Origin of the sequence: Lactobacillus sp. PV012 (genome assembly GCF_014522325.1) — a bacterium.
In the GTDB taxonomy this organism is placed as follows: Bacteria; Bacillota; Bacilli; order Lactobacillales; family Lactobacillaceae; genus Lactobacillus.
Window position 1 is genome coordinate 1086295 of the sequence record NZ_CP041983.1, and the last position, 21536, is coordinate 1107830.

The 21536-nt window shown below is 32.8% G+C and carries 21 protein-coding genes, 2 tRNA genes and 1 other RNA gene; 4 read left to right on the forward strand and 20 right to left on the reverse strand.

Going from position 1 to position 21536, the window contains the following annotated elements; all coding sequences use genetic code 11:
• Positions 1–3 precede the first annotated feature (3 nt).
• On the reverse strand, positions 4–606 hold the full coding sequence (locus tag FP433_RS05395; protein WP_265486531.1) for a thymidine kinase: 603 nt from the start codon (positions 604–606) through the stop codon (positions 4–6).
• A 120-nt stretch (positions 607–726) separates the two neighbouring features.
• Between FP433_RS05395 and FP433_RS05400 the strand changes: the two genes are divergently transcribed.
• Positions 727–2082, forward strand: a complete 1356-nt coding sequence (locus FP433_RS05400) for a Mur ligase family protein (RefSeq protein ID WP_265486532.1) — start codon at positions 727–729, stop codon at positions 2080–2082.
• Between the two features lie 19 nt (positions 2083–2101).
• Here FP433_RS05400 and FP433_RS05405 read toward each other — a convergent pair whose 3' ends face one another.
• Positions 2102–3115, reverse strand: coding sequence for a serine hydrolase domain-containing protein (locus FP433_RS05405; protein ID WP_265486533.1), 1014 nt, complete (start codon positions 3113–3115; stop codon positions 2102–2104).
• A gap of 95 nt (positions 3116–3210) precedes the next feature.
• On the opposite strand from FP433_RS05405, the gene FP433_RS05410 reads away from it, so the two are divergent.
• Both FP433_RS05410 and FP433_RS05415 read left to right on the forward strand, forming a co-directional pair.
• Positions 3211–3282: transfer RNA gene (locus FP433_RS05410), tRNA-Glu, on the forward strand.
• Between the two features lie 6 nt (positions 3283–3288).
• Positions 3289–3361, forward strand: a tRNA-Gln gene (locus FP433_RS05415).
• Between the two features lie 102 nt (positions 3362–3463).
• Here FP433_RS05415 and FP433_RS05420 read toward each other — a convergent pair.
• From FP433_RS05420 to FP433_RS05430, 3 genes are all read right to left on the reverse strand, one after another.
• Positions 3464–3916, reverse strand: a complete 453-nt coding sequence (locus FP433_RS05420; RefSeq protein WP_265486534.1) for a hypothetical protein — start codon at positions 3914–3916, stop codon at positions 3464–3466.
• A gap of 96 nt (positions 3917–4012) precedes the next feature.
• Complete coding sequence (locus FP433_RS05425; RefSeq protein ID WP_265486535.1) at positions 4013–5353, reverse strand: glucose-6-phosphate isomerase; 1341 nt, start codon at positions 5351–5353, stop codon at positions 4013–4015.
• Positions 5354–5430: 77 nt separating this feature from the next.
• A complete protein-coding gene (locus FP433_RS05430; protein WP_265486536.1) occupies positions 5431–6045 on the reverse strand; it encodes a VanZ family protein in 615 nt (204 codons plus the stop codon).
• Between the two features lie 129 nt (positions 6046–6174).
• Here FP433_RS05430 and FP433_RS05435 point away from each other — a divergent pair, with 129 nt between their 5' ends.
• On the forward strand, positions 6175–8331 hold the full coding sequence (locus FP433_RS05435; RefSeq protein ID WP_265486537.1) for an LTA synthase family protein: 2157 nt from the start codon (positions 6175–6177) through the stop codon (positions 8329–8331).
• Between the two features lie 49 nt (positions 8332–8380).
• On the opposite strand, the gene FP433_RS05440 is transcribed toward FP433_RS05435, so the two are convergent.
• The 15 genes from FP433_RS05440 to coaBC all read right to left on the reverse strand — a co-directional run bounded on the left by FP433_RS05440 (position 8381) and on the right by coaBC (position 21496).
• Positions 8381–9835: a sensor histidine kinase gene (locus tag FP433_RS05440; protein ID WP_265486538.1), complete on the reverse strand. Its 1455-nt coding sequence runs from the start codon at positions 9833–9835 to the stop codon at positions 8381–8383.
• Between the two features lie 6 nt (positions 9836–9841).
• Positions 9842–10549: a response regulator transcription factor gene (locus tag FP433_RS05445; protein WP_265486539.1), complete on the reverse strand. Its 708-nt coding sequence runs from the start codon at positions 10547–10549 to the stop codon at positions 9842–9844.
• A 17-nt stretch (positions 10550–10566) separates the two neighbouring features.
• On the reverse strand, positions 10567–11562 hold the full coding sequence (manA, locus tag FP433_RS05450; RefSeq protein WP_265484194.1) for a mannose-6-phosphate isomerase, class I: 996 nt from the start codon (positions 11560–11562) through the stop codon (positions 10567–10569).
• 974 nt (positions 11563–12536) lie between these two features.
• Positions 12537–12902, reverse strand: a transfer-messenger RNA (tmRNA) gene (ssrA, locus tag FP433_RS05455).
• A gap of 58 nt (positions 12903–12960) precedes the next feature.
• Complete coding sequence (locus tag FP433_RS05460; protein WP_265486540.1) at positions 12961–14157, reverse strand: acetate/propionate family kinase; 1197 nt, start codon at positions 14155–14157, stop codon at positions 12961–12963.
• Between the two features lie 18 nt (positions 14158–14175).
• On the reverse strand, positions 14176–15180 hold the full coding sequence (locus FP433_RS05465) for a class I SAM-dependent methyltransferase (RefSeq protein WP_265484191.1): 1005 nt from the start codon (positions 15178–15180) through the stop codon (positions 14176–14178).
• Between the two features lie 184 nt (positions 15181–15364).
• Complete coding sequence (locus FP433_RS05470; protein ID WP_265486541.1) at positions 15365–15895, reverse strand: competence type IV pilus minor pilin ComGF; 531 nt, start codon at positions 15893–15895, stop codon at positions 15365–15367.
• Positions 15885–16154 carry a type II secretion system protein gene (locus FP433_RS05475; RefSeq protein WP_265486542.1) on the reverse strand — a complete coding sequence of 90 codons (270 nt, stop codon included), beginning with the start codon at positions 16152–16154 and terminating at the stop codon, positions 15885–15887. Before FP433_RS05475 ends, FP433_RS05470 begins: the two co-directional genes overlap by 11 nt.
• On the reverse strand, positions 16144–16584 hold the full coding sequence (locus FP433_RS05480) for a type II secretion system protein (RefSeq protein WP_265484188.1): 441 nt from the start codon (positions 16582–16584) through the stop codon (positions 16144–16146). The genes FP433_RS05475 and FP433_RS05480 overlap by 11 nt, the downstream gene beginning before the upstream one ends.
• Positions 16568–16882, reverse strand: coding sequence for a competence type IV pilus major pilin ComGC (comGC, locus tag FP433_RS05485; protein WP_265486543.1), 315 nt, complete (start codon positions 16880–16882; stop codon positions 16568–16570). Before comGC ends, FP433_RS05480 begins: the two co-directional genes overlap by 17 nt.
• Positions 16883–16896: 14 nt before the next feature.
• On the reverse strand, positions 16897–17898 hold the full coding sequence (locus tag FP433_RS05490; protein ID WP_265484186.1) for a type II secretion system F family protein: 1002 nt from the start codon (positions 17896–17898) through the stop codon (positions 16897–16899).
• Complete coding sequence (comGA, locus tag FP433_RS05495; protein ID WP_265486544.1) at positions 17864–18847, reverse strand: competence type IV pilus ATPase ComGA; 984 nt, start codon at positions 18845–18847, stop codon at positions 17864–17866. The genes FP433_RS05490 and comGA overlap by 35 nt, the downstream gene beginning before the upstream one ends.
• Positions 18848–18974: 127 nt before the next feature.
• Entirely contained in the window at positions 18975–19703 is a 729-nt protein-coding gene (locus FP433_RS05500) for a YebC/PmpR family DNA-binding transcriptional regulator (RefSeq protein ID WP_265484184.1), read from the reverse strand.
• A 99-nt stretch (positions 19704–19802) separates the two neighbouring features.
• Positions 19803–20264, reverse strand: a complete 462-nt coding sequence (locus FP433_RS05505) for a VanZ family protein (protein WP_265484627.1) — start codon at positions 20262–20264, stop codon at positions 19803–19805.
• Positions 20265–20314: 50 nt separating this feature from the next.
• The gene (gene coaBC, locus FP433_RS05510) at positions 20315–21496 is read right to left on the reverse strand and encodes a bifunctional phosphopantothenoylcysteine decarboxylase/phosphopantothenate--cysteine ligase CoaBC (RefSeq protein WP_265486545.1); all 1182 of its coding nucleotides are present in this window, start codon (positions 21494–21496) and stop codon (positions 20315–20317) included.
• Between the last annotated feature and the right edge of the window lie 40 nt (positions 21497–21536).

Genomic DNA, 21536 nt, shown 5'->3' on the forward strand with positions numbered 1-21536 from the left:
CTCTTAAATTCTTTTTTCTCCAGGGTGAAAATAATGAAAACGACAAACTGGATAATAAGATTCATCTCCACCAATTTGTACCTGTTGTCCATCATAGACAGGCTGTCCTTCATTTACACGTAAATTCATTACTGCTTTATGTCCACAATAATGACAAATGGTTTTCATTTCTTCTATTTTATCAGCAAAAATCAATAAATTCTCGCTTCCTTCAAATAAGTTATTTTGAAAATCATTTTTTAATCCAAAGGTCATTACTGGAATTTTTAACTCATCCACAATTTTAGCGCATTCTAGAACATGATGTCGCTTCAAAAACTGTGCTTCATCGATTAATACACAAGCCACTTCTGCTTGATCTGCTTGCATCTGCTTTTTATTCATCTCTTTAATATAGTCAAAAAGATTCATCTCTTCTGTTATCGGAATTGCTTTTCTTTGTAAGCCAATGCGTGATGAAACATTCCCTACTCCATTACGCGTATCAAGACCACTTGTCATCAAGGCAATCTTTCGTCCTTGTGCATCATAATTGTGAGCGACCTTTAAAATTTCAATTGTTTTACCACTGCTCATTGCTCCATATCGGAAAAATAATTGTGCCATAGTTACCTCACCTTTATCTTCTTGCATTAATAAGTATAGTAAAAAATCCCTCAATAAAAAAGTCGTTTTATTTTCTTGGATGTGTTATAGTTAAGGCTAGTTTTAAAGTGAGGGATTACAATGAATATTAAATCAAATGTTGCCACAATGGCAGGAAAATCATCTTATTGGTTTTTACATAATGTATTAAAAGGTGGGACAAGTTTTCCCGGTAAGTTTGCAATGAAAATTGATCCAAATGTCCTCAACCATCTGGCAAAAGGATATGAAACAATTATCGTTACTGGAACAAACGGAAAAACAATGACTACCTCTTTAATTGTTAAAGCTCTCAAGAAAAAGTATGGAGATGTTTTAACTAATCCGTCCGGAAGTAACATGCAACAAGGAATTGTTACGGCATTTTTAGCCCATAAAAACAAAAAAGTTAAAAAGAAAATTGCTGTTTTAGAAGTTGACGAAGCTAACGTCAAAATGGTTACTAAATTACTTCATCCTAAAACTTTTGTCCTAACAAATATTTTTAGAGATCAAATGGATCGTTATGGAGAAATTTATACTACCTATGAAAAAATTGTAGATGGTATAAAATTAGCACCTGATGCAACTATTATTGTGAATGGAGATGCAAGTATTTTCTCATCTGTTGACTTACCAAATAAAAAGGTATTTTATGGGTTCAAATTACCTAATGATCAACCTGAAAATGACTTTAAAGCTCCTGTTAATACTGATGGTGTTCTATGTCCAAAATGTGATCATGTTTTACACTATCATGAACGAGTTTATGCAAATCTTGGTGATTTTTTCTGTCCAAACTGCGGTTATAAGCGTCCTGAATTAGACTACAGTGTTAATAAAATTATTAATCAAACTCCAAATAGTCTTACCTTCCAAATGGGAGATAAAGATTATAATATTGGAATTGGAGGTACCTATAATATCTACAACGCTTTAGCTGCTTATACTGTTGCTCGTGAGTATGGTTTAAGCGAAGAAGAAGTTGCCCAAAGCTTTGCTGAAAACAAACGTGTCTTTGGCCGTCAAGAATTAATCAACTACAAAGGTAAAGAAATTGATCTTATCTTAGTTAAAAACCCTGTGGGACTTGATGAAGTTTTGCATATGTTAAACACCGAAAAAGATGACTATTCCTTAGTAACTCTTTTAAATGCAAATCATGCTGACGGAATTGATACTTCTTGGATTTGGGATGCAGAATTTGAAGGATTAAATAAAGAAAAGATAAAAAAAGTACTAGTTGGAGGACAACGGTGGAAAGACATGAACTTTCGTTTAGAAGTCTCCGGTTTCAATCCCGACCTTCTTAAGATTGTTAAAGATGACCACGAAGCATTAATTGATCAAATTGCTACTCTTCCTACTAAAAAAGTTTATATTTTATCTACCTATACTGCTATGCTTGCCCTTAGAAAAGCAATGGCTGAAAAGAAAATCATCAAAGCTGGAATGTAAAAGACGTGTAAACGTCTTTTTATTTGCTATTTTCTGCTAAAAAACTCTGGACGATTTTCTCCCTCATTGATAAAAACACCTCATTTTTACCTGTTGGATGGATTCGATTAGTCAAAACTATCATACCCGATTTTTTTTGACGATCTAAGAGCATAAAAGTGCCAGTAAACCCTGTGTGATAAATCAGAGGATGATTATCTTTTGGATCAAATCTTAAATCCCATCCCCATGAACGAGGATGGACACCTGCAACAGATTTAGAATCAAATAGTTGAGCTACGGTATCTTGCTTTAAAATAAATTCATCTTTTTTTATACCAAGATAATATTTGGCTAATTCTAACAAATCATCTAATGTTGAAAACAGGCCTGCTGAACCACAATCCTTTCCTAGGATTCGAGCTTTGGGATCGTGAACTATTCCTTGTAAAACCTCCCCCTTTTCATTAAAAGCTGTTGGAATTGATTGCGGTGATGGTGGAGTAAAGGTTGTATTTTCTAACCCAAGTGGCTTAATTACTTCATTGGTAATGATAGTTTGAACATCTTCATGGTATATTCTCTCTAAAACTAATCCTAATAGAATAAAATTAGTATCCGCATACCTCATCTTTGTTTCAAACTCATCTGTCACCGGTAAGTTTACAATTGCTTTTAACAATTCAGGAGCGCTTAATTGATCTCTATTTTCAATCCAGCCCTTAATTCCACTAGTATGAGTTAATAGATGACTTAAACGAACACGTTCATCTTTAAATTCTGGAAGAAAATTTTTTAAAGGTTCAGAGAAATTAATCCTTCCTTCTTCGTATAATTTCAGAAAAACATTTGTCGTTCCAATAACTTTAGTCAAGCTGGCTAAATCATATAATCCAAAAGGACTTAATTGAGTTAGTTGAGGATAAATACTAGCAAATCCAAGTGTTGCTGTATTTACTTGTTCTCCTTTAATGAAGGCATAGTTGACTCCTGGAACAATTTTATGGGGTATCATTTGCTCAATTAAATTGCGAGTTTTATAATAATCAATCATCTTATACCTTATATTCTTTCTTAATTGTCTTACTTTCTAAATTATCTTCCCTTGACATAATCTTAATATTAGATTATATTTACTTATGTTGATTTTGCCCGTTGGTCAAATGGTTAAGACGCCACCCTCTCAAGGTGGAGTTGCGAGTTCGATTCTCGTACGGGTGATTTCATTGAGATATAGCCAAATTGGTAAGGCACAGGTTTCTGGTTCCTGGATGTTCCGGTTCGAGCCCGGATATCTCAATTAATTAATTTTATTGAAAATCGCTAGCCTACAAGCTAACGATTTTTTGTTTTCACAATTTTCTTAACCTAATAAGATTTCGAAAATCTAATAATATTAAAACTACTCTTGGCTACCTTCCGCTTTTTCTTTAATTTGTTCGATAGTTGCTATATCCATTGCTTGAAGCCTAGTTTTCATTTCGAGCCATTTTTTATTAAGAGATTTATTTTTCTTAGCTCGTAATTCTTCAATATAGGTTATAATTCCTAAAAGATTATTATAATTCTGAATAAGTTGGCTAGTTTGATTTTTAACTAGGGTATAATCTACCTTTATCTCACTACTTTCTTTACTAACATTAATAATAGCAGCAACTTGAGGTTCACAAAAGTCTTTTATTGTACGTACCATTGCTTGCAATTTCTCTACTTCCTTCATCTTCAAATGGAGCATTTCTTTTTGTTCCTGAATATCCAACAAATCAATCATTGCCTTATTCTTAAAAAATAAGTCATCAGCAAATTTATTAATTTTTTCTTCCATTTGTATAAAAATTTTTTCAATATCAACCATTTAACTTTTTCCTTTCCTTTATTGACTTTATGTTATAACTTTATCCTAAATACTCACATAAATAAAAAAAGAGCTCGCGCTCTTTTTTTATTAGACTTAAAGACGTTTAGTTAAATCATCATGTAAATCTTCGTAGCCTGGTTTATTTAAAAGACCAAACATATTTCTCTTGTAACTCTCAACACCTGGCTGGTTAAATGGATTAATACCGTTTAAGTAACCTGAAATACCAACAGCTAATTCGAACCAATAAATCAAGTAACCTAATGTATGTGCACTTTGATCCTTGATATCAATAGTCATAACTGGAACTCCACCATCAGTATGAGCTAAAACTACACCTTCATAAGCACGATCGTTTACGTAATTCATAGTTTTACCTGATAAGAAGTTTAGTTGATCCAAGTTTTCTTTATCATCTGGAATAGTCACGTCGTGACGAGGATGTTCTACTTTAAGAACAGTTTCCATTAAATTACGGCGTCCTTCTTGAATATATTGACCAAGTGAGTGTAAATCAGTAGTAAAGTTAGCACTTGATGGATAAATACCCTTTTGATCTTTACCTTCTGATTCACCCATCAATTGCTTCCACCATTCACCAAACATTCTTAAAGTTGGTTCATAGTTTTCAAGAATTTCAGTAGTATAACCTTTACGATAAAGAATATTTCTAATTGCAGCATATTTATAAGGATTATCTCCTTCATCATCTGGGTTAGTATAAGCTGCACGTGCATCTGCTGCACCCTTCATCATTTCATCAATGTCGCCACCAGCTACTGCGATTGGAAGTAAACCAACTGCTGAAAGAACTGAGAAACGTCCACCAATATCGTCTGGTACAACGAATTCTTCATAGCCTTCTGCATCTGCTTCAGTCTTTAAAGCACCCTTAGCACGATCAGTAGTTGCGTAAATTCGCTTAACAGCTTCTTCTTTACCATATTTTTGAATTAATTTTTCTTTTAAAACACGGAAGGCAATAGAAGGTTCAGTAGTAGTACCTGACTTAGAAATAATATTAATACTGAAATCCTTATCTCCCAACCATTCGATTAAATCATAGAGATATGAACCTGAGATAGAATTACCACAAAATACAACAGTTGGGTAATCATCTTTATCACGGCCATAAAAAGCACTATTTAAAAATTCAATAGAAGCTTGAGCACCTAAGTAAGAACCACCAATTCCAATTCCAATTAAAACTTCAGAATCCTTTTGAATCTTTTTGGCAGCCTTTTTAATACGATCAAATTCTTCTTTATCATAATTAATTGGTAAATCAATCCAACCGCGAAAATCTGCCCCTGCACCAGAACCCTCACGTAATACTTTATCTGCTGCAGTAACCATTGGTTGCATTTCCTTTAATTCATTTTCATGAACAAAAGGTTTCAATTTACTAGTATCTAAATGTACAATTTCTGTCATTTTCTTACTTCCCTTTTTCTTTATAAATTTAAACCTACTTTTATTTTAGCAGATAGGAAAAAAATAAACAGATTAAATCAATCAAAATGATGATTATTAATTACATATTTATAAATTCCATATCCAATGATTGTCCCACACACGTTAAAAAACACATCATCAATATCACTAACACCTGTCATTAAAACAAACTGCCAGCCTTCAATACTTACTGAAATAGCAGCTCCGACTAATAAAGTCCACCAAAAACAATGTCTTTTTTGAATAATAATTGGAAATAAAAATCCAAATGGCATAAACCATAATACATTTCCAAAAGAATTATAGAAGAAATCAACAATACTAGCTCCATGAATTAACTTAATAGTTTCTTTCATAAATACTAAGTTAATATCACTCAGTGGCAGATGTAAATTAAAAGATAATTGCCATGGAAAATAAGTATCTCTAAAGGTTGTCAGCATAAATAATAAAATTAAATAAAAGGCAAAAATCCAAACAGCAATTTCTGATTTAATTTTTCTTCGATGTCGTACAAACATTAACCAACATAACCTCAAAACTGCAAATATTAAAAAATAAAAAATTGTTTTATCTAAACTGTAAAATATTAGTTTAATCAAAGCAAAATGATTCACTTTATTTGCAAAAGTACGGGTTACTACTTCATATAATGGCTGCAAAAACAACATAAGTAGGTCTCCTTTTTGTTCTTAAATTTAGTATACCTCACTTTGCGCTTGAAATATCTTTAATTAATTCTAAAAAATTTTGCGTTTTTTCTAAATACAAGTAGAATATCTCTATAAGGAGAAAATACTTTGAAAAAACTAAAGATAAATTTTTGGCAAACACGTTTAGGATTTTTTGTCCTATTGAATCTTTGCTTTTGGCTAAAATATATGTTTGCCGTCTATTTTGATTTCCGCTTGAATTTAACTGACCCTTACCAACAATTTATTGTTTGGTTAACACCACTAGGTAGCTCAATCATTCTTTTGAGTATAGGATTATATATAGCAAAGCCAATCTTTTCTTATATTGCAATGTTGCTTTTAGATACTCTAAATACAATATTACTTTTTGCAAATATTATTTATTATCGCCAGTTTTCTGACTTTTTAACTAGTAAAACCATTCAAAATGCTGGTAAAGTATCACAAGGATTGGGCAAGAGTACAGTAGCTTTACTGCATCCCTCTGACATCATTCTATGGCTTGATCTCATTGTCATCGTCATTCTTTTAATTTTTAAAGTAATAAAGATTGACTCTAAGCGTTACGGACTTAAAAAATCTTTTGCTGCTACTTCTTTTGGCGTCTTTATGCTTACCTTGAATATGATGTTAGCCGAAACCTCTCGTCCACGCTTACTGCGTAATACCTTTGATCGCTCTTATGTAGTTAAATACCTGGGTATTGATACTTATTCAATCTACGATCTTTTAAAAAGCGCTCAATCTAACCAAGTCAAGAAAAACGCTAATGCAGATACACTCAATCAAGTATTAACATTTACTAAACAAAATTATACTGCCCCTTCTAGCCAGTACTTTGGAAAAGCTAAGAACAAAAATGTAATTATTATTCACCTAGAAAGTTTTCAACAATTTCTTATTGGGCTTAAAGTTAATGGACAAGAAGTAACTCCTTTCTTAAATTCTCTTTATCATAATAAAAATACCATTAGCTTTAGTAATTTTTATCATCAAGTTGGTCTTGGAAGAACTTCTGATGCTGAAAATATGCTAGAAACCGGCACTTTCGGCATTTCTGATGGATCATTATTTTCATCTCTTGGGTCAGAAAATACTTTTCAAGCCGCTCCGCAAATTTTGCGCCAAAATGGCTATACCTCTGCTGTATTCCATGGTAATGTTGGAACTTTTTGGAATCGAAATGAAACTTATAAAAATTTAGGTTACAACTATTTCTTCGATGGAAGTTATTTTTCACAAGATCAGAATGATAAAAGTGGTTATGGTCTAAAAGATAAACTTTTATTCGGCGAAAGCGTCAAATATCTTGAACACTTACAACAACCTTTTTACACAAAATTTATTACTGTCACTAATCATATTCCGTTTGACTTAGATACTCAAGATAAAGATACTTTCAAAACTTCAGCTACTAATAACCAAACCGTTAATAATTATTTTGAAACTGCCCACTACCTTGACCAAGCTGTAAAAGAATTTTTTACCTACCTAAAAAAGAGTGGACTTTACAACAATTCTCTGATTATGATTTATGGCGATCATTATGGACTTTCTAATTCAGAATCTACTGCTCTTGCGCCGCTTTTAGGTAAACAACCTAGTCAATGGAGTGAATATGATAATATTTCTGAACAACGTGTTCCTTTTATGCTCCATATGTCGGGGCTTAACGGTGGCATTAACAACGAAATTGGTGGAGAAATTGATGTTTTACCAACTTTACTACACCTTTTAGGAGTTAACACCCAAAACTATATTCAATTTGGTAGTGATCTTCTTTCTAAAGATCATCGCCAAGTTGTTGTTTTTAGAAATGGAACTATTGTTACTCCAAAATATGTCATCGTTAATGGTAAAGGAATTAAAGGTACTATTTATGATAATCAAACTGGAAAAAAGATGACGCATTTTACCAAAGGGCAAAAACAAGAAATTAATTCTTTAACTAAATTTGGCTATCAAAGTTTACACAATTCTGATCTCCTTAATAGCCGCAACCTTTTGCGTTTTTACACACCTACAGGTTTTATTCCAGTTGATCCATCAGAATTTGACTATGCTGAAAATTATCAACGTATGCTGGCCTTAGAGCAAACCTTAGGGGCTTCCTCCACTTCTCTTTATTCTCAGCATCACAATAGTTCAACTACTAATCTTTATACTACTAATGCTCCAGAAAAATCTAAGGAAAAACTGACTACAGTACCAAATTCAGTTTTAAATCAAATTACTGAAAACAGTCAAAAATCAACCAAATAGTCATAATAAAAAGTTACTTGATCTAAATTAATATCAAGTAACTTTTTTATTATTCTTTTTTCAAAAATCGCTCATAGCCTTCATCATATAAAGTGACAATAAATTTGGACCCTTTGTTTAAATCAGATTCAACTTCAATTTTCCCCCCATGTTGTCTAATCAAGGACAAAACAATAGCTAATCCTAAACCAGATTCACCACTTCCATACTTTGCTCGAGAAACATCAGCCTTATAGAAACGATCAAAAATAAATTTCTTTTGGTCATCACTCATTCCTATTCCTGTATCTTCAACACTAAATTGTGCCCCATGTTCCACATGCTTTCCTGTAATCTTGATTACTCCATCTTTAGTAAATTGAATGGCATTTTGAATTAAATTCACCATTATTTGCGTAAATCTATCCTTATCGGCATAAATAGTCAAATCTTGTGGACAATTTAAAACTAGTTTATCATTCTTTTCTTGGGCCTTTTTAGACATTTGAACAACCAAATTATTCAAAACCTCAAAAGCCTTAAACTTCGTTTTTAATAAAGTAATCTTATTACTTCGAATTTTTTCGTAATCCAGATTTTCATTAACTAGTCTAATTAATCTTTTTGTTTCTCCTTGCATCAATTCAATCGACTTAGGAATTGCTTCTTTTGGAATAGCATTATATTGCAATCCTTCGAGGATTCCATTAATTGTAGTTAATGGGGTTCTCATTTCATGCGAAGCATCCGCCATAAATTCTTCCCGTCTTTTTTCTTGAGCAGCAATTTCATCATTTGATCTTCTAAGAGCTTTTACCATCGCATTGAAATTCCTAGCTAGATCATCAATTTCATCCACTTGTCCTGCTTGTAGCGTTACATCAAAATCTCCATCAGCAATTTTCTTGGTTGCACTTGAAAGACGTTGAATTCTCTTAGTCATATAAAAAGATAAGAGAAAGCTCAAAAAAATCGCAATTAACATTGTAACACCTAGAGCCGTGATCAATTTTCTTTTTTCTTGATCAATCATATATTCAACATTCTTAACTCTTGCACCAATCCAAATATAGCCAATTATCTTATTTTTACTATCTCTCCATGGGTAAATAATACTAGTATAAGCATCCCGATTTGAAAAAGCTGGTCCTTTATTCGTATGATCATTCTTTATTTTGACAATTTTCCCCTGACTTACTTTTTTCGTTATCCATTCAGGTAATTGAACTCGCAATACAGTCCTGGGATATAGTTGATTACGGGCCAAATCAAAGAATTTAATGCTCATATCTTCACCTTGCATGACCGTTTGCATTTTATTTAAAAAATTCTCATCTAAACTAGGAGAAACTGGACTATCTTCTTGGGCTAATTCACCTAAGGATTTCGCATAACCTTCTAAACGAGAATAAGTCTGTTCATAAGCTTGATTACTTGATGAATGGACTGCAGAATAACCAATTATTCCTATACTAAGCGCAATAATTAAGAAAAAGCCTAACATTTGCTGATAAAATAGTTTCATACGACCCTAAACCTCTGAATCATCAAATTTATAGCCTACTCCCCATACTGTTTGAATCATCTGAGGTCCTACATTTTCCAATTTTTGGCGTAGCTTTTTAATATGAGCATCAACGGTTCTTTCTTCACCAAAGAATTCATATCCCCACACTAGTTCTAGTAACTTATCACGTGAAAAAACTTGCTTCGGTTTTTGAGCCATTGTAATTAATAAATCAAATTCTTTAGGAGTTAAGCCGGGTACAATTTTGTTGTCCACAAATACTTCTCTTCGCTCACGTGAGATTTTTATATGTTTAGTAACAACATCAAAATCTGTTTCTTGTCCATTATTTTCTTGAGAATTTAATTGTGCGCGACGATACAATGCTTTTATTCTTGCAATCAAAGCTAAAGAACTAAAGGGCTTAGTTACATATTCATCTGCTCCCATCCCTAATCCTAAAATTTGATCACTCTCTGAATCTCGAGCCGTTAAAATTATTATTGGTACTTCCTGAGAAATAGCTCGAATTTCTTTTGCTACTTCTACGCCATCCTTTTTAGGTAAATTTAAATCTAAAGTTATTAAATCGTATTTGTCTGGATTTTGCTTAAATTCTGTAACAGCTTCTTCTCCATCTAATGCGACAGTCACTTTCCAATCTTCTTTTGCAAAAAATAACTTCATCATTTCTGCAACTGATTTATCATCTTCAACCATTAAAATGTGCATTTTAATCTAAAATCCTTTTAATTTTTCTCTTTCTTACTTGTACCATCATCGACTGGTGCTGAAACAACTAAACGTAAATTTTTACCAATAAATGTGAACTTTTTTAATCCATTTGGAATAATAAAATTTGTACCCAACTTTATTTGATACTCTTTGTCATCGCTAATAAATTTACCTTCTCCCTGAATTACAGAGACTAACAAATAAGGATGTTGATCTAGTGACCAGTCAAATTTACCATTTATATCAATTTGCCATAAATAAAAATGTGGTGACAAAGGAGGTTTAGCCAGTATGGTAATCTTGGCATCTTTAATATTTTTAACCACTGGAGCAATGTTTGGATTCTCAAATGGTACTTTTATTGTATCCAGAGATTTATCAATATGAAGCTTTCTTTTCTTTCCGGTTTTCTCATCAACCCGATCCCAATCGTAAAGGCGGTAGGTTACATCACTTGATTGCTGGGTTTCAATTACCATAATTCCTTTAGTTAGAGCATGGACAGTACCAGCAGGTACATAGAAAAAATCACCTGTTTTAACTGGAACATAATGAAATAATTCTTCCCATTCCCCACTGTCTATCATTTTCTTTAATTCTTCTTTATTTTTAGCATTGTGGCCATATATTAGCTGAGCACCTGGTTCAGCATGTAAGACGTACCAACTTTCAGTTTTTCCAGAATCATTTTCATGTATTCTTGCATATTCATCATCTGGATGCACTTGCACCGATAAATTATCATTTGCATCTAAAAATTTTACTAGTAAAGGAAACTCCTTATCTTCTGGATTACCAAATAACTCTGGATGGTCTTGATATAATTTTCTAAGAGTTACTCCCTTATATTTTCCACTAGACACTACTGAAGAATTATCTTTATAGGCTGAAATAACCCAAGCCTCTCCAACACTTCCTTCTGGAATATTATAATTTAATTCTGTTTTTAATTTCCTTCCACCCCAGATTTTCTGTCTAAAAGCTGGTGTTAAGAAGATCGGTTCTCTCATATTTATTCACCTCATTACTAGTATACCGTTAAACCCTACTTTCATTCACAATTATTATGCTTTAATAAAATTTGATACTATATATTTAACCTATTAAAATACTTCAACTAATAAAAAGACCTTACACCATGTGTAAAGCCTTTAAGTAAACGCCGATTCATGCTATAATTACTTTGACAGAAGAATTATAGAAATTCTTAAGGCTGGTAATAAATAGACTTTTAAGGCGCCAGATTTACGGTGTATTGGTGGTACACCCCAGCTAAGCGCCAAACTAAAAAGGTTTTTATTTTTACCACCTCTTTGGTTAAAAAATTGGTGTGTGCTTCCTGCATACACCTTTTTTATTTTATCAATAATTTGGGATAAATTATACAGTTTATTAATTGCTACTCGATTTCAATGATAAGAAGTAGTAAGATAGTTAAGTAAAGAATTTCTACCAAGGTAATCAACTTCCTTAGTGTATTAAAAGCACAGCTTGCTGTGTTACACTGCTTAAAAGGTTGATTACCTTTTTTGTATCTTGAATAGTTAAGGTAACTAGCAAGATATAGTAAAATGTTAATGCTTTAAGCTGTGTACACCTCGCTTTAAATAGTGAGGTGTTTTTTTATGCTTTCTCAAGATTCTGTATTTTACCGCCCCCTTTATATGTTTAATTTCTACCCATATGGAGCAGGCGTAGATCAAAAAGCCTTAGAAGAACGAGAAAAAGTTTAATTTCTACCCATATGGAGCAGGCACTTAAATAATCTTTATCCACAGGGATGCACATAAAAGAAAAACCCTAGAATTAAAATTCTAGAGTTGTTGTTTATTTAAATTAGTTATCTAAGCTAAATACTAAAAATGTTACCTCTTAAGTTACCTCCCCCTTTTGCTATATTTTCATAAATTTTCAAAACTTCATAAAAATAAAAATCCCTTAACCAAGCGGTTTAAGGAACTTCACAAAACAATTAAAAATGCTTCAATGGAGATGAGGGGAATTGAACCCCTGTCCAAACGTATTCCGTCACTAACATCTACGATCATAGTTATATTACTTGATCTCGTTCTAGTATCACGCCATATAACAGGGCTAAAATACTAAAACATGCCTAAAAAATCTTATTTTTAACTATTTAGGTAGTTAGTTAAACGTAGCTCATTAAATGGTAAAACCTAGAAAACAGCCATGAGCAAGCCATTTCTAGATCACACAGGCTGACTAAGCAGCTACTGCGTAAGAATTATTGTTATTTGCAGTTATATTTAACTGAAACGTTTTTACGTAGACGTAACCTACGAATCGCAGTCAATGCGAATCTACGCCTGTCGAATCCCAAAACATCCCCAGTTCGATATTATTTTACCATACTGAGGATGATTTTGAAACTTGACACACTTACAAGATTATTCTTCTGTTAGCCGAACTACATCACGAGCAATCATTAACTCTTCATTAGTTGGAACAATCATTCCTGTAATCTTAGATTCAGGTTTAGTAATTACTTTTTCACCATTTTCAGCATTTTCTTTCTCATCAATAACTACTCCTAAAGAGTCATGCAATTGTTCAAGAATTGCTTTTCTAATTGGTACTTCATTTTCACCAATTCCTGCTGTAAAAATTAAAACATCTGCTCCGCCCATCTCAACAAAGTATTCACCAATGTAACGTACAATTCGATTAACAAAAATATCCAATGCTAATTGCGCACGACGATTACCTTTTTCAGCTTCTGCACGTATTTCACGCATATCTGGCGATACACCTGAAATTCCTGCTAGTCCAGAATCGTTGTTCAAGAGATTAATTGCATCATCAAATTTAGTGATTTTTGTTTTCTTCATAATAAATTGGACTACTGAAGGATCGATATCACCACTTCGAGTGCTCATTGTTAACCCAGCCACCGGACTAAATCCCATTGAAGTATCAAATGATTTCCCGTTTTTTACAGCTGTTACAGAAGCACCACTCCCTAAGTGGCAAACAATCATTTTTAAGTCCTCTACTGGTTTATTTAAAAGCTCTGCTGCTCTATTTACGACATATCGTACAGAAGTACCGTGAGCACCATATTTACGTGCACGATATTTTAAATAGTAATCATATGAAACAGAGTATAGATATTGCACTGGATCTAAAGTTTGATGAAATGAGGTATCAAAGACGGCTACCTCTGGTACATCCGGTAAAACTTTCATAAAAGCATAAATTCCATCAGCTTCAGCTGCATTGTGAAGTGGAGCATAATCTGACATATCATAGATTTTCCAAATATTATCTTGAGTAATAATGGTACTATCCTTAAACTCTTCCCCACCAGCAACTACACGATGTCCAATACCACCTAGCTCAGACAAGTCATTAATTACTTTATATTTTTTTAACCAACTTAATAATTTTTGAACTGCAGCTTCTTGATTAGGGATATCCTTTTTTTCTTCATAAGTTGTCCCATCTGCTAATTTCAGCTTAAATACAGAATTAGGTAATCCTACACTATCTGCCATTCCAGAAGCAATAACCTTTTCTTCTGGATAAGCAAATAATTTATATTTAAATGATGAACTCCCTGAATTAACTGCTAAAATCTTCTTCATAAATTACCTCTTAATAATTTAATTATTTTTATTGTACCAATCATTTAGTCTCATATTAAATTTTACTAAGGATTGGGGATCTTTTAAAGAGGATAATTGTGCAACCAGTACTTCTTTTTGTTTCGCCATCTCGCCATGATTTTGAAAAACTAAAATTGACTTTTCATGTCCCTGCTTACTAAACATTTTTTCTGGCAAATCAATAATTGCTTGAATATTCACTTTTTTTGCAAGCCATGGCATAAAAGTTAAAGCTCCATCATCTGTGAAAAGAAGCTTAGGTACCACTAAAAAGGCAAAGCCATCTGGCCTTAAATTATTGATAATTTGTTCAATTAAAAGTTTATGGGCCAGTGAATGGCCTTCATTAGCATGTAATTCGAATTTTTGTGCATTGTTATCTAATGGATAATATCCAACAGGTAAATCACTCAAGATAACATCTGCTTTGGGAATCATCCAGCTATCTAGTGCATCTTGACGATACAATTCAATTTTTAAATCATCTAAGTGCGCTCCCACATCAGCTAAATCTAACAATGTTTCATCATTGTCAATACCATAAAGTTGATAATTATTTTGAGAATGATTATTAGCAATTAATTGCTCAATTACAGAATAAAGTAGGTTTCCTGTTCCAATTGTTGGATCAATGACATGAGTAAAATCTCTTGGCACAATTTTTTGCCAAATTAAGGCAATAATTGTTGCAATAATAGGTGGCGTTGGCATTTGCGTATAGTTTCGTCCATCTTCACTAATTGACTTTAATGCTAGCAAAGTGAATACTTGCATTTTCTCTTTTTTTGGAATGTCTTCATACTGAAGTTTACGATAAGCTTCAGTTAATTGAGCGACAGTTTCCTTAGCAGGTGCACCTGCTTCTACTTTAATCTTACCGTTTTCTAAATTATCAAAAGTTTCTGTTAATGCAGATGAAAATGAGACATTTAAATCGTCTTTTAAAATTTTAATTGCTTTTTCGAATTTTGGATATAATGTTTCCAAATTTTGTTTTTGCATTTTCTCAACCCCTTACTTTTCACATTTTAACGGGGATTGGTTATCTGCGCAAGAATGCCCGCAAACTTAAAGAAAATATTTTAACAAAAGTAGATTGGAATGGAGGTTACGATAAAAATATCCTATATAAAACTCTACAAAAATAATACATGTCATCAACACTAATACCGCACTAAGAAGCGCACTAGCTTTTATTTTCTTTTTGCTTTTCATTTACTTTTTCCTTATGACTATCGTCATTTTTAACTTTTAAAGGCTCATCTACCTGAAAGATTAACTCTGAGTTACCTTTCTTTTCCTCGTTAAACGATATTTTAAAGTTCGTTTTATGATAAGAAAAGCTGACTCTTGTAACATTTAAAATTAATGGTACATGTCCACCCGCTATTCCCTGCATCCTTATCATGTCTTGATAGCCTGTAATTACATACCGTTTAAAAACTGGTTCCTTAATTGAAGATTTTTCATCTAAAACTTTTAAAATAATTCTTTGTGAATTTGAACGATTTAAATCAATTTCTGTATGCTTATTTTCTTTCAAAAAATTATTCATTTGAACATACGCATATGCTACTTCATTTATTGGTTCTTTATTCTTATCACTGTGTTTTATAAGATACAAAGTTGAATAGAGAATTTGCATGCAAAAGACTGTAATCAAAATCGCTAGCATAGCTTCAGCTAAGGTAAAACCAGTACATTTTTTATTTAACATCGTAAACTTGCTCTTCTGTTTGATCAAATATTTTCTTTCCTGATGCTTGTCGATAAATGTGATCATGAACTACAAGCTTATCTACTTTAGTCTGCGATAAGACATAATATGCATACGCTCGATCTACTCTTTTATCCATTTTATTTTCTATTTTTTTAGTTTGACCGTAAGTAGTAAACAAGAGAACTAGTCCTAAGCAAGCCATCAATAGCGAAACACTTGATTCTAAAAGTAAAAAACCATTTTGCCTATTCATCAATCATTTTCCCCCACATCATTTGCACTTTTACCTTTAATTTCTTATTTTTATTTTTAATAACAATTGTGCGAGGATTTATGGTGCCATTCGAAGAAATAAGCATGCCGTCAAGATTGTAGATCATAATATTCTTCCCAAATGATATTTTTTTATTTTCAAATGTATCCATTGGTGAGGTATTTGAAAAACTTCTTCCCACAGATAATTGGTGCGTCTCTGTAGAAAAATTAATTCGTCTCATAGATTTTTTTATGACAGCTTCATGGCATGCTTCATTAATTACCATTCTAACTTGTCTACGAGCACCTACCAACTCTAGATTTTCTTGATAGCCTTTTAAATAAACTGTTCCGACTAGCGAGAGTAAAGTTACTACTGCGGTAATTACAATGGCTTCAATTAAAGTAAATCCTTTACTTTTGTGGACCACTTACTTCGCCATCTTTCAATGTGTATCCCTCTTTATTTGCACGCTCTACTTGCTTTTTAGTTAAATAGCCATCTGCTTCCAAGTCTTCCCATTTTGCGTCTTTCTTTTCTGAAAGTTCCACTTGAGTTTGAAGTGTTGTTTTAAAAGCCTCATTTGTTCTTTCTTGAGCATGTTGTTTTTGCTTTACTACATTTGGCACAACCAACAATAGTAAAATTGCAATAATTGCTACTACTACAACCATTTCAATTAATGTAAACCCTTTAGCTTTTTTAATTTTTCTAGTAAATTTATTCATTTTCTCCCCTTAATTTAAATGTTTTGCATAGTTGAATACATTGGTAAAAGAATTTTTAAATACATCCCTAAGATACAGGCCCCAATGAATATAAAACAAATCGGTTGGACATTAACAACCATTTTGTTAATTCTCAATGTTAGTTCATAATATAAAGTTTTTCCTAGTATTAAACATCGCTTTGCATTTTCAGATTTTGTTGATCCTGTCTGAACTAGCATCTTTAATCCCTGAGGCAAAAATATTTCTTGATCAATAATTTCTACTAAAGACTCTCCTTCCTCTATCTTCTGACGGACCTTTTCACCCAAAACTTGTTGCATTGATCCTTTAGTTTGTCCCTGAAAAAGAAAGCACATTTGTTGTAATGAAAAGCCATTTTTTAAAAGTAAACAAAGATCATAAGTTACTAAATACTGGACATACAGAATCACCGCTTTACCAATTATGGGGTATTTTCTTAAGTTCTTTAACGCATAATAATCTTGCTTACGTAATAAAATCAAAACTTGTCCAATAATTATAATTAAGGCTACAACTGCTCCAATGATTATCCCAAATAAAATATCACTTGTATTATCACTAACCATTATTTCATTTTTTAAAAATGTTTGCATTAATCCAAGTAGGATTAACATCATCGTCACTAAAACAGCTGGATAAGCCAACTCTCCCCTAATTTTTTTCATCTGTTTAATTTTTAATCTAGTTAAAACTACTAATTGAGTAACACAATCTTCTAAACTTCCTTGAATCAAAGCCAGATTTATCTGCGTAGCAATTGTTTTAGAAAAACCTAATTCCAATAGAAGATTACTCAACTTTTCACCCTTTTCTAATTTCTCATTTATTTTAATTAATATTTCTTTCTTAGCTGGCCAAATTTCTGGCATTAATTTAAAACTAGCATTTAATGAAAAGCCATTCTTTAAAGTTTGTCGTAAGTATTCTAAGAAAATTAGTTGTTCTTTACTAGATAATTTATCCGTTTTTAAAAGCAGAGAAGGTCCTCTCATCGATTTCACCCCTTTTCCTTAAATTCATTAAATTTTTCTCCCACTGATTAAATTGGATTTGCCTGTCTTTTGATTCCAAAATTGATATTGCTAATTCTTCTTGACTAGCAATATCAATTAAACAACTTAGTTTTCCTTGCCGATTTGGAAATAACCTCTGATATGACACCGCTGTTAAAGAATTCTCTAATTCTGGCTTGCTTATCCCCAATCCCTTTAAACGAGCTATAGTTTGAAAGGTACTTTTTGCGTGAACCGTGGCCAATACTAAGTGCCCGCTTAAAGCCGCATTAACAGCAATTCTGGCAGTTTCTTTATCTCTAATTTCGCCAATAATTAAAATATCCGGACGATGTCGTAAGGCAGCTTTCAAAAGATCTGGATAAAATATCCCCGCTGCTGAATTAACTTGCGTCTGTAAAAAGGAAGGATGCCAAATTTCAACTGGATCTTCAATTGTCATTACCATTTTCTCTTTCCCAAGTCGCCTTGCTATCTCATACATTGTTGAAGTTTTACCAGATCCTGTAGGACCACTGGTTATGATCATTCCTCTTAATGCAGCTAACTTAACCATCTCTTCAAGTTGGTCACTATAAAAATAGTTATTTTCATGACGCGGATAAATTAAACGAATTACCATTGATTCCTGATCAGTAAAATTTCCTATACTTGAAAATCTTAAAAAAATTTCTTGCTTCCCAACTTTTTTAATCCAAGACCCTACTTGAGGACGACGATGTTCTGCAATATCCATCTCACTATGAAATTTAAAAAAGTTTAGTAATTCTTTTCCTGTCTCTAAACTAATCTCCTTAAATTTACTAATTCCACTCATCAATCTGAAGTTTAGTTGATAAGTATTGCTATAAGGCACAATAAATATGTCGCTTACTTTCTTTTCACAAGCAGATAATAAAATACTCTCTGCTATTTTGGCTATCTCCATCCTCTTGCTCCTTTCCTAATAATTTTTGTAGCTACAATTTACTGTACGTAAAATTATGTCCTCTTTTTTTCAAAATAAAAAAGATCTAGAAATTAATCTAGATCTCTAAGCTTAGGTACTTATTTAATTATTCGTCATCTGCAGCTGCAGTATAAACATTAGAAACATCATCGCTATCTTCTAACGCATCAATTAAATGTTCAAATTGTTCCTTTTTATCTTCTGGAACTGGAGTGGTATTTTGAGGAATCATAGTTAATTCAGCATTAGCCAACTTATAGCCAGCTTTTTCTAAACCGTCACGTACAGCAGTGAATTGCTTAGGATCAGTATAGATTTCAAATGCATCTTCACTAGTTTGAAGATCATCACCACCTGCATCCATTACATCAAGCAACACTTGATCTTCGTCAGCATCAGTAGTTGAACGATCAATCACAATATAACCCTTACGATCAAACATATAAGCAACAGAACCAGTTGCACCAAGTGAACCACCATTACGAGTAAAGGCTACACGTACATCAGAAGCAGTTCTATTCTTGTTATCAGTTAAAGCTTCTACTAAAACTGCAACCCCACCTGGAGCATAGCCTTCATAGGTGATTTCATCGTAATGTTCATCTGAGCCACCTTCGGCTTTTTTAATAGCACGTTCAATATTACTCTTAGGCATATTAGCTGCACGTGCCTTATCCATCACTAAACGTAAGCTTGGATTCCCTGAAGGGTCAGGACCACCACTCTTTGCAGCCATATAAATTTCACGAGATAACTTTTGGAAAACCTTACCTCTTTTAGCGTCTTGCGCATTCTTGCGGCCTTGAATATTGTGCCATTTTGAATGTCCTGACATAAGAATCCTTCTTTCTTTTTCTTAATATAGTTAACCTTGTTAATAGTAACGCACCCAGCCATAAAATTCAATCTATTCTCTTTAAAATAACTTAACTTTTTACTTTTGGGCTTTCTTTTTTCGAATACTATAAAAAATAATACAAATTAAAATAGCTAGTAGTGCTCCTGATGAATCAAGTGCTACATCCCACAAACTAGGAGTACGATCTCCAGTTAACATTTGATGAAATTCATCAATTCCAGCTAGCATAATTATTCCTAACCAAATAAATAGTGGACCACTCCACTTTTTAAATAAGCGATCTAATCCTATGCAACTAAACAAACCAAGAAAAAAGTAGGTTCCAAAATGTGCCATCTTTCGCATTACAAATTGGGTCATCCCCGCAATCCCATTATCTGCTTTTGCATTGTGCCACCGGTCTTGATAATAGATATTCCAATGACCCACAATATTTTCAAGCCACCCAAAATGACGATGAATAAACCCTGGTTTCATTTCTTGCTGATGATATGTCATTGAACTTGAAATAAATAGCCCAATTAAAATACAAATCATTAAAATAATAAATATTATTTCTTTCTTCGTTAACTTCACAATACTCCTCTCTAGAGCAATAACTCTGTCAATAATTTCTTCGCTAACTGGAATTTGTCCATCTTTGGTAAAGGTTTAATTTCTCCTTTTTTACTTAAAATAGTGACTTTATTTTGGTTGCTTCCAAAAACTCCCTGTGAAACATCATTAGCAATAATGTAATCTGCATTTTTCGAAAGCAACTTTTTTTGTGCATTCTCAATTAAGTTATTCGTTTCTGCAGCAAAACCAATTATAATCTGCCCTTGCTTTTTTTGTTCTCCCATACTTTTTAAAATATCTGGTGTCTTCTCCAACTCAAGCCTTAAATTATCTACATCAACTTTTTTCTTAATTTTTTGCTCACTATAATTCTTCACACGAAAGTCTGCAGGTGCAGCTGCCATAATTAAAATATTATCTCTTTTAAATAACGCCTGAACCTTTTTCAAAAGTTCTTCAGTACTCTTGATAGAATAAAGTTTAATATTCTCCTCTTGAGGTAAACGCGTGCTAATTTGTCCATATATCAAATCAACTTCTGCACCTAATTGGCTGGCTGCTTGAGCTAGTGCAATTCCCATTTTACCGCTAGAATTATTTCCAATAAATCGTACTGGATCTATCTGTTCTCGCGTTCCTCCTGCAGTAACTAATACTCTTTTACCTTTTAGTGGCAACTTTTTTTCAAAATAATTTTCCCACCATTGATAAACTTGTTCCGGTTCTGGCATTCTTCCCTTGCCGTTATATCCTTCTGCTAGCTGTCCAGAGGTAGGCTCTAATATATTAATTCCATCCTCTTTTAAAGTCTTAATATTACGCTTTACAGCCTCATTTTCCCACATATGAACATTCATAGCAGGAACAATAAACTTAGAAGCTGAAGTTGCTAAAAGTGCTGTAGAAACTGCATCATCTGCTAGCCCATTTGCCATCTTTCCAATAATATTTGCATCTGCTGGAATAACAACTGCTGCTTGGGCCCAATCAGCTAATTCAATATGACTAATTTTTGATTCATTTTCTTTACTCCACAAATCATCTAGTACTGAATACTTAGTTAGAGCTGCTAAGGTCTGACTACCAATAAAATTTTTACTATTTTGTGTCATTGCAATTCGAACCTGATGCCCATTTTTTTGTAATAAGCGTATAAAATACACAGCTTTATATGCAGCAATTCCACCTGTTATATATACTGCCACTTTCATTAAATCACCTTCTATTTCTTTAATATATTATAGAAAAAAC